The following is an 8293-nucleotide window of genomic DNA, read 5'->3' on the forward strand; positions in this document are numbered from 1 at the left end:
CGAACTCAGCAGTGAAACGATGCATCGCCGATGGTAGTGTGGGGTTTCCCCATGTGAGAGTAGGTCATCGTCAAGATTAAATTCCGAAACCCCAATTGCGAAAGCAGTTGGGGTTTTGTTTTGCCCGTAGGAAAGTCACCGAAAGAGTTTTTAACAAGACAATGGACAGGCGCCACCCAGCGCGCCGCAACCTGACAGGCCGAAGTGAGCTAGCAGCGAGCGAATTAACAGGTGAGTGTCTTTCTGGCAGGCATTAAAAAGCCGGCTTGTGGCCGGCTTCTCGGGGACTGGCTTGGTTCATTTTTGGTAAACCGCGCCAGCCTTCAAAACGTACACCCGGATCTTGCGTCCGGCTGTGGGACTTGGTCAGAGGTTGGTCTGCCGCGTCGGGCGCTATCAGAACCGCAGGGCGGGTCGATGCGCAAATGTGGGGCGAAGGATACTGATTTTTACCGCATATTCCCAGCCCGAAGTGCGGATTAGAGCCGTCAAAGCATCAGAAATAGCGTTGTGCACTGACGATCATTAGAGAAACGGCACCACCGGCCGACGCTTGCTCAGTGTCGACCACCAGAACACCCAGCCCAGAATATGAATCCGCTGCTCGTCCAGTTGCGCTGCACGGAAGATCTCGTCCGGGTACTCGGCACTGTTGTGGCTACGCAGGCGCAAGCCATTGCCCGGCATGCGATGCAGATACTTGATGCGCAACATCCCGTCGTGTTCGATCGCATAGATCTCGCCATCGACGACCTGAGTCAGTCCTCGATCAATGGCAACGATGGATCCGTCTTCGATTCGCTCGGCCATGCTGTTGCCGATCATGCGTGCACAGATAGCGTCAGAGTGTTTTATTTCAAGTTGATCCAGCTGTGCGCGAAGCAGGCGGATGGATTGATCCGTATCTTCGATGACGTGTGTTTTGCCGGTATCGGTGAGCGGTTTCTCATTGAAAAACACCAGGTCGATGTCGTTGGGATCAATGACCGTATAGACGCCGCGCACGGATTGGGCGTCGAAGGTGTCGCCATTGCTGGCAGGGGCATGGAGACGCGGCGACTCCTTGTGGCCTTCGCCAGTCTTCAGCCATTCGCTGTTCACGGACAGCAGGCGTGAGACCTCTTCCATGCGATACGCCGGGACGCCCCGGGTGTACCAGTTGTGGACATTTTGGGCTTCCGTGCCCCAGAACTTTGCGAATCCCGTGGTGGAGATGTTCGCTGCTTCCAGGAGTGCCTTGAATCTTGGACCGCTCGTGTTCTTTCTCATAAACACGGAGTCTACGGCCGTGCCAGAGCGGTTTGAATAAACCGACCGTTCAAAAGCAGGCTGAATTTTACGACGGGATGTAAGACGTTCTTGTGGGAAATTAAACAGGTCACAACAATATCAAGAGAGCGATAAACAGCCTGTTTAAGCGGCTGGCTCACGTCGATAAAAAACCCCGGATATCCGGGGTTTTCTTCAAGCATCACGCGAGCCGAAGCGTCTTAGCCTTTGTAGGCAGCAACCGACTTGGTGATTGCTTCGCGGGCGGCGTCTGCACCGGCCCAGCCTTCGATCTTGACCCATTTGCCTTTTTCGAGATCTTTGTAGTTCGCGAAGAAGTGCTCGATCTGCTGGATCAGCAGAGGCGGCAGGTCGGTGTATTCCTTAACGTCCACGTACAGCTGGGACAGCTTGTCGTGTGGCACTGCGATGACTTTGGCATCGCCGCCGCCGTCGTCGGTCATGTTCAGGATGCCAACCGGACGTGCACGGATAACCGAGCCTGGCGCAACCGGGTAAGGGGTTACAACCAGCACGTCGAGGGGATCACCGTCGTCAGCCAGGGTGTTCGGGATGTAACCGTAGTTGGCCGGGTAGAACATTGGGGTGGCCATGAAACGGTCAACGAACAGGCAATCGCTGTCTTTGTCGATTTCGTATTTGATCGGCGCGTGGTTGGCCGGAATCTCGATCGCGACGTAGATGTCGTTCGGCAGGTCTTTGCCAGCCGGAATCTTGCTGTAGCTCATTGGGCGTTGCCCCCGTAGTTGACCAAAAACACTTGGCCGGATTGACCAAAAAGTGGCGGCGATTATAGGCATATTCTGCCGTCGACGCCATTCACCGAAAGTCCTCAAGGTCGTGCAGACCTTAGTCGTGAGCCTGATAGACCGGGTCGCTGGCCTGAAGTTGCCGCAACCTGCTCAATGGATCCTGACGATAGAAAAGTCGCAACTGCTCATAGACCTGTGGATAAGTCTCATGGAGCAGATCGGGTGCGCTGAAGAAGTACTCACTGGTGACGGCAAAGAACTCTGCCGGATTCTCAGCCGCGTAAGGATCGATCGCGGTCTCGGCGTCAGGATTACGCTCTAGCTGACCATCAAGATCATCGTAAGCGGCCTGCATGACCTCGGCCCAGTCGCTGACGCGCATGTCCGCGTGCAGCGGTGGCAGGCCATTGGCATCGCCATTGAGCATGTCGAGTTTGTGCGCCAGCTCGTGGATCACCAGGTTGTAACCTTCCCAGCCACCACTGGCCATCACCCCAGGCCAGGCGAGAATAATCGGCCCCTGCTGCCAGGCTTCGCCGCTGTGTTCGCCATCCCATTCGTGCTCGACGCCGCTGGCATCGCGGTGTCGTTGCGGGCTGACAAAGTCATCGGGATAAAGGACGATTTCGTGGAAGCCTTGATACCAATTCAGATCACCAAGATTGAGCAGCGGCAATTGCGCCTGAGCGGCAAGCAGCAGGCGTTGTTCCTGATGCAGTTCGACGCCGGGCAGGGCGGTCAGGTGTTTTTCTTCGAGGAACAGGACGCAGGCTTCGCGCAGCCACTGATCTTCGGCAACAGTGATGCCGTCGAGAAAACTCAGGTGATGGCGCACCCGTTGCCACATGTCGTCGGCAATCGGGTGCTTGGCGAGGATGCGTCGACGCCGCCAGGCGCTTAGCGACCACATCGCTTAGTGCGATTGGGCTTTAGTGCCGCCAAAACGGCTGCGCACCACGCCGATGATCATCGGAATGAGAGACAGCAAGATGATCGCAACAACCAGCAACGACAGGTTCTTCTTGATGAACGGAACGTTGCCGAAGAAGTAGCCCAGCGTCACGAGGCCGCCCACCCAGAGGATCGTACCCAGAACACTGAAACCGAAGAAACGTGGATACGGCATACGCGCAACGCCTGCCACGAACGGAGCGAAGGTACGGATGATCGGCAGAAAGCGCGCCAGTGTTACGGTTTTGCCGCCGTGCTTGTCGTAGAAATCATGGGTCTTTTGCAGATAGTCACGACGGAAGATTTTCGAGTTCGGATTGCTGAACAGCTTCTCGCCGGCCGTTCGTCCGATCACGTAATTGGTACTGTCGCCGAGAATCGCCGCGAGCATCAGCAAACCGCCCAGCAGTACTGGATCCATGCCGCCGCCGGCCGCTACAGCGCCGGCGATGAACAGCAGTGAATCACCCGGCAGGAATGGCATCACCACCAGACCGGTTTCGCAGAAAATCACCAGAAACAGGATGGCGTAGATCCACGGCCCGTAGTTGTTAACCAGCAAATCGAGATAAACGTCGAGATGCAGGATCAGGTCGAGCGGGTTGAAATCCATGGAGGCACCTGTATGGCGGCCCGACTCGGCAGGCCTGTGCGGATAACTTCGTGTAAGCCTACAGCGAGGTGTAGTTTTTCTTACAAGCTGGGAAGCTCGAGATTATACGGCCTGAAACATCAAAAGCGCGTTGGTTTTGTAGCGAGGGATGTCGGTGTGTGAGTAATTGTCAGGGAGTGGATCGCAGCCCCGTAGGAGCTACCGAAGGCTGCGATCTTTTGACTTCAGAGCTCGTCGCTGATCGGCAACACGTAGTTCTTGAACTCGGTGTCTTCCTTGAACCCAATTGATTCGTAGGTTTTCTGCGCCACTTCGTTGTTGCTGCTGGTGGACACGCGCATGCGTACAGCCTGGGTTTCCTTGGCCATCTTCTTCGCAGTGCGGATCAGATTGTCGGCGACGAGTTGGCGGCGCGCGTCTTCGGCGACGTAGATGTCGTTGAGGATCCACACGCGCTTGAGCGACAGCGATGAAAAGCTCGGATAGAGCTGACAGAAACCCATGAGCTTTTTGTCGTCATCATCGGCCAGCGCCAGATAAATCACCGATTCCTTGCGTCGCAGACGCTTTTCGAGAAAAGCGCGGGACGAGTCGGGATAAGGCAGGGAGCCATAAAACTCGCGGTATTTGACGAACAACGGCGTGAGCAAATCAAGGTGTTCGAGGGTCGCTTGGATAATCCGCATGTCAGGTCTCGTCCTTCAAGTGGCTGTCTTCACGTGCTGTGACGGCGACGGGAAACCCTGGCGGCCGTGCATCGATCCTGCCTCAAACAGGATCAGAAACGCAATGCAGAAACGGTTCAGTTTGGCGGCGGATCCAGTAGGAAGTTTCCTTTCATGTCCTTATCAGCGTCCGACTCCAGCGTCTGAACTTGCGCTTCATCCTTCAGGTTGACCCCCGACAGCTGCCGCCGGCACGCCTCGCGCATCAGGTACAGCAAGCGATGCGCCGCCATGCCGTAGCTCAAACCCTCCAGCCGGACATTGGAAATGCAGTTGCGATAGGCATCGGTCAGACCAACTTTTGGGTTGTAGGTGAAATACAGCCCCAAGCTGTCCGGCGAACTGAGCCCCGGGCGCTCACCAATCAGCATCACCACCATTTTCGCGCCGAGTAATTGCCCGATTTCATCGCCGATGGCGACGCGACCCTGTTCCACCAAGACCACTGGGGCGATTGACCAGCCATCGCCGCTCATTTGTTCTTCCAGACGGGTGATAAACGGCAGCGTGTGGCGATGCACTGCCAGTGCCGACAAGCCATCCGCGACGACAATCACCAGATCGACCCCGCCGGGGTGCGCGGCCAAGTAGTCGCGAAGACTTTGCGCCGAGTCATCGCTGAGTTTGCGTCCCAGATCCGGGCGTTGCAGGTAGCTGTTGCGATCCAGCGCCGCACTGTGAAGCAGTAAACTCTCACGCCCTCGTTCACTTAATTGCGCACTGAGCCCCGCGTGATCAAACGGCAAATGCACCGCATCTCGCGCCTGAGCGTGAGCAAACTGAAAATCCAGTTGCGCGCTGGTCGGCAGACTGGTGCCGGTGCGGCCAAGGGCGATCCGCGCCGGGGTCAGGCGGCGCAGTTCCAGCCAAGGGTTTTGCGGATCGACGGGCGGTTTATCCATGCGACTCATCCCAGTTGCGCCAACGCCTGGCGGAAGGCCGGCGGCAGATTGTTACCGAAGCGAACCTTGCCGTCCGCCTGCGTGAAGATGCCCATGTTGGCCAGCCATTGTTCAAATTCCGGGGCTGGTTTCAGGCCTAGTGTCTGGCGAGCGTAGAGCGCGTCATGAAACGAAGTGGTCTGGTAATTGAGCATGATGTCGTCGGAGCCGGGGATGCCCATGATGAAGTTGATCCCGGCGACACCGAGCAGAGTCAGCAGGGTGTCCATGTCGTCCTGATCGGCTTCGGCGTGGTTGGTGTAGCAGATGTCGCAACCCATCGGCACGCCGAGGAGCTTGCCGCAGAAGTGGTCTTCGAGGCCGGCGCGGATGATCTGTTTGCCGTTGTAGAGGTATTCCGGGCCGATAAATCCTACGACGGTGTTCACCAGAAACGGTTTGAAATGCCGTGCCACGGCATAGGCCCGGGTTTCGCAGGTCTGTTGATCGACACCGTGATGAGCGTTGGCCGATAGCGCGCTGCCTTGACCTGTTTCGAAATACATCAGGTTTTGCCCGAGGGTGCCGCGATTCAGGCTCAGGCCCGCGTCGTAACCTTCCTGCAAGACATTCAGGTTGATACCGAAACTGGCGTTGGCCGCTTCGGTGCCGGCAATCGACTGGAACACCAGATCCAGCGGCACGCCCCGGTTGATCGCCTCGATCGAGGTGGTGACGTGGGTGAGCACGCAGGCTTGAGTCGGAATGTCGTAGCGCTGGATGATCGCGTCGAGCATTTCCAGCATCGCGCAAATCGAGGCAATGCTGTCGGTGGCCGGGTTGATGCCGATCATCGCATCGCCGTTGCCGTAGAGCAGACCGTCGAGAATGCTCGCGGCGATGCCGGAGGGTTCGTCGGTCGGGTGGTTTGGTTGCAGACGCGTGGACAGGCGCCCGCGCAGGCCGAGAGTGCCGCGAAATTTCGTCACCACGCGGATCTTCTGCGCGACCAATACCAAATCCTGCACGCGCATGATTTTCGACACGGCGGCGACCATTTCCGGCGTCAGGCCGGGGGCGAGATTGCGCAGGCTGGTTTCATCGGCGGCGTCGCTGAGCAGCCAGTCGCGGAAGCCGCCGACGGTGAGGTGGCTGACCACGGCGAAGGCCTGTTTGTCGTGGGTGTCGATGATCAGTCGGGTGACTTCATCGGATTCGTAGGGGATCAGCGCTTCTTGCAGGAAATGCGTGAGCGGGATGTCGGCCAGCGCCATTTGTGCTGCTACGCGTTCGCCATCATTGAGCGCGGCGACACCGGCGAGGAAATCCCCGGAGCGCGCCGGGCTGGCCTTGGCCATGACGTCCTTGAGGCTGTCGAAGCGATAGGTCTGGGCGCCGACGGTGTGAGCGAAACTGGCCATATACAATTCTCCGTGACGGCGCAGACCGGGTCTGCACCGTGATTGTCTGCCGTCAGTGCAAGGCTTTCTCAGCCTTCTGGATCGCCGCGAATTCTTCTTCCGGCGTGCCTGCTACCAAGTGATGTCGACTGTAGAGTGCAAAGTAAGCAATTAACACTCCATAGATGACGGCGGCACCGATGACCACCCGTGGATCGACCAGAAAGCCCGCCACTACGGCGATGCACGCGAGCACCAAAGCGACGCCGGAAGTGAAGATGCCGCCCGGGGTGCGATACGGCCGATCCATTTTGGGGCGGCGAATGCGCAGGGTGATGTGTGCAGCCATCATCAGCACGTAGGAGATGGTCGCGCCGAACACCGCTACCAGAATCAGCAAGTCGCCCTGGCCTGTAAGCGACAGGCCGAAGCCGATGATGCCGGGGATCACCAACGCCAGTACCGGAGCTTTGCTTTTATTGGTTTCGGATAGTTTGCGTGGCAGGTATCCGGCGCGGGACAGCGCGAAAATCTGCCGCGAATACGCGTAGATGATCGAGAAGAAACTGGCAATCAGCCCGGCCAGTCCCACTAGGTTGACGAAGCTGCCCATCCAGGTGGAGCCGCCATAAGCCTTGCTCAACGCTTCGACCAACGGGTTTCCCGAAGTCAGCAAGGAGTTGGCGCCCGCACCGCCGGGGCCGACGATCAGAATCAGCAACGCGAACATCAGCAGCACCAGCATCGCGCCGATCAGGCCACGCGGCAGGTCACGCTTGGGGTTCTTGGTTTCCTCGGCGGCCAGCGGCACGCCTTCAACGGCCAGGAAGAACCAGATCGCGTAGGGAATCGCTGCCCAGACGCCTACGTAGCCGAATGGCAGGAATGGACTGGCGCCTGCGGCCTCGGTCACGGGGATATCGAGCAGGTTGGCAATGTCGAAGTGCGGCACCATCGCCACCAGAAATACCCCCAGCGCAATCGCGGCGATAGCTGTGATGACGAACATCAGCTTGAGCGCTTCGCCGACCCCGAAAATATGGATGGCAATGAAAATGATGTAGAAGGCCAGATAGATCATCCAGCCGCCGATGCCAAATAAAGATTCGCAGTAGGCGCCGATGAATACTGCAATGGCCGCCGGGGCAATGGCGTATTCGATGAGAATCGCGGTGCCGGTGAGAAATCCTCCCCACGGTCCGAATGCGCTGCGGGCAAAACCGTAGCCACCGCCGGCGGTGGGGATCATTGAAGACAGTTCGGCGAGAGAAAAACACATGCACAGGTACATGGTGGCCATCAGCAGTGTCGCTAGGAACATGCCGCCCCAGCCACCCTGTGCCAAGCCGAAGTTCCAGCCGGCATAGTCGCCGGAAATCACGTAGGCAACGCCCAGACCCACCAGCAGAACCCAGCCGGCGGCGCCTTTTTTCAGTTCGCGTTGTTGAAAGTAATCAGAGCCGACTTTTTCAAAGTCGACGGAGGCACCGGACGCCGGAGCGCCAGTGGGGGATTCGCTAGGCATAGGGTTCACCTTTCTTATTGTTGTATTGGCCCGGGTGTTCCGTCAGGAAACATCGGGTTGAATGACACACCGCTTTCGCGAGCAGGCTCGCTCCCACATTGGATTTGTGTCGGGTCGGATATTGCAGGCGCACGCAATTCCCTGTGGGAGCGAGCC

The 8293-nt window shown here is 57.9% G+C and carries 8 protein-coding genes; all 8 read right to left on the reverse strand.

Annotated features, from left to right (window positions below):
• Window positions 1-525: 525 nt before the first annotated feature.
• Entirely contained in the window at window positions 526-1269 is a 744-nt protein-coding gene (locus QMX93_RS28490; RefSeq protein ID WP_053124215.1) for a helix-turn-helix transcriptional regulator, read from the reverse strand.
• Window positions 1270-1490: 221 nt separating this feature from the next.
• Complete coding sequence (gene ppa, locus QMX93_RS28495) at window positions 1491-2018, reverse strand: inorganic diphosphatase (RefSeq protein ID WP_003205933.1); 528 nt, start codon at window positions 2016-2018, stop codon at window positions 1491-1493.
• A 121-nt stretch (window positions 2019-2139) separates the two neighbouring features.
• Window positions 2140-2952, reverse strand: coding sequence for a zinc-dependent peptidase (locus QMX93_RS28500; RefSeq protein WP_282358877.1), 813 nt, complete (start codon window positions 2950-2952; stop codon window positions 2140-2142).
• Between the two features lie 3 nt (window positions 2953-2955).
• The gene (locus QMX93_RS28505; RefSeq protein WP_053124211.1) at window positions 2956-3606 is read right to left on the reverse strand and encodes a DedA family protein; all 651 of its coding nucleotides are present in this window, start codon (window positions 3604-3606) and stop codon (window positions 2956-2958) included.
• A 224-nt stretch (window positions 3607-3830) separates the two neighbouring features.
• Complete coding sequence (locus QMX93_RS28510) at window positions 3831-4292, reverse strand: GNAT family N-acetyltransferase (RefSeq protein WP_003228592.1); 462 nt, start codon at window positions 4290-4292, stop codon at window positions 3831-3833.
• A gap of 116 nt (window positions 4293-4408) precedes the next feature.
• On the reverse strand, window positions 4409-5233 hold the full coding sequence (gene eutC, locus QMX93_RS28515) for an ethanolamine ammonia-lyase subunit EutC (RefSeq protein ID WP_282358880.1): 825 nt from the start codon (window positions 5231-5233) through the stop codon (window positions 4409-4411).
• Between the two features lie 5 nt (window positions 5234-5238).
• A complete protein-coding gene (locus tag QMX93_RS28520; RefSeq protein ID WP_038361972.1) occupies window positions 5239-6633 on the reverse strand; it encodes an ethanolamine ammonia-lyase subunit EutB in 1395 nt (464 codons plus the stop codon).
• A 52-nt stretch (window positions 6634-6685) separates the two neighbouring features.
• Window positions 6686-8137 carry an ethanolamine permease gene (gene eat, locus QMX93_RS28525; protein WP_282358882.1) on the reverse strand — a complete coding sequence of 484 codons (1452 nt, stop codon included), beginning with the start codon at window positions 8135-8137 and terminating at the stop codon, window positions 6686-6688.
• Window positions 8138-8293: the final 156 nt, after the last annotated feature.

It is taken from the genome of Pseudomonas sp. PS01303, from assembly GCF_029959385.1.
GTDB lineage: Bacteria > Pseudomonadota > Gammaproteobacteria > Pseudomonadales > Pseudomonadaceae > Aquipseudomonas > Aquipseudomonas rustica.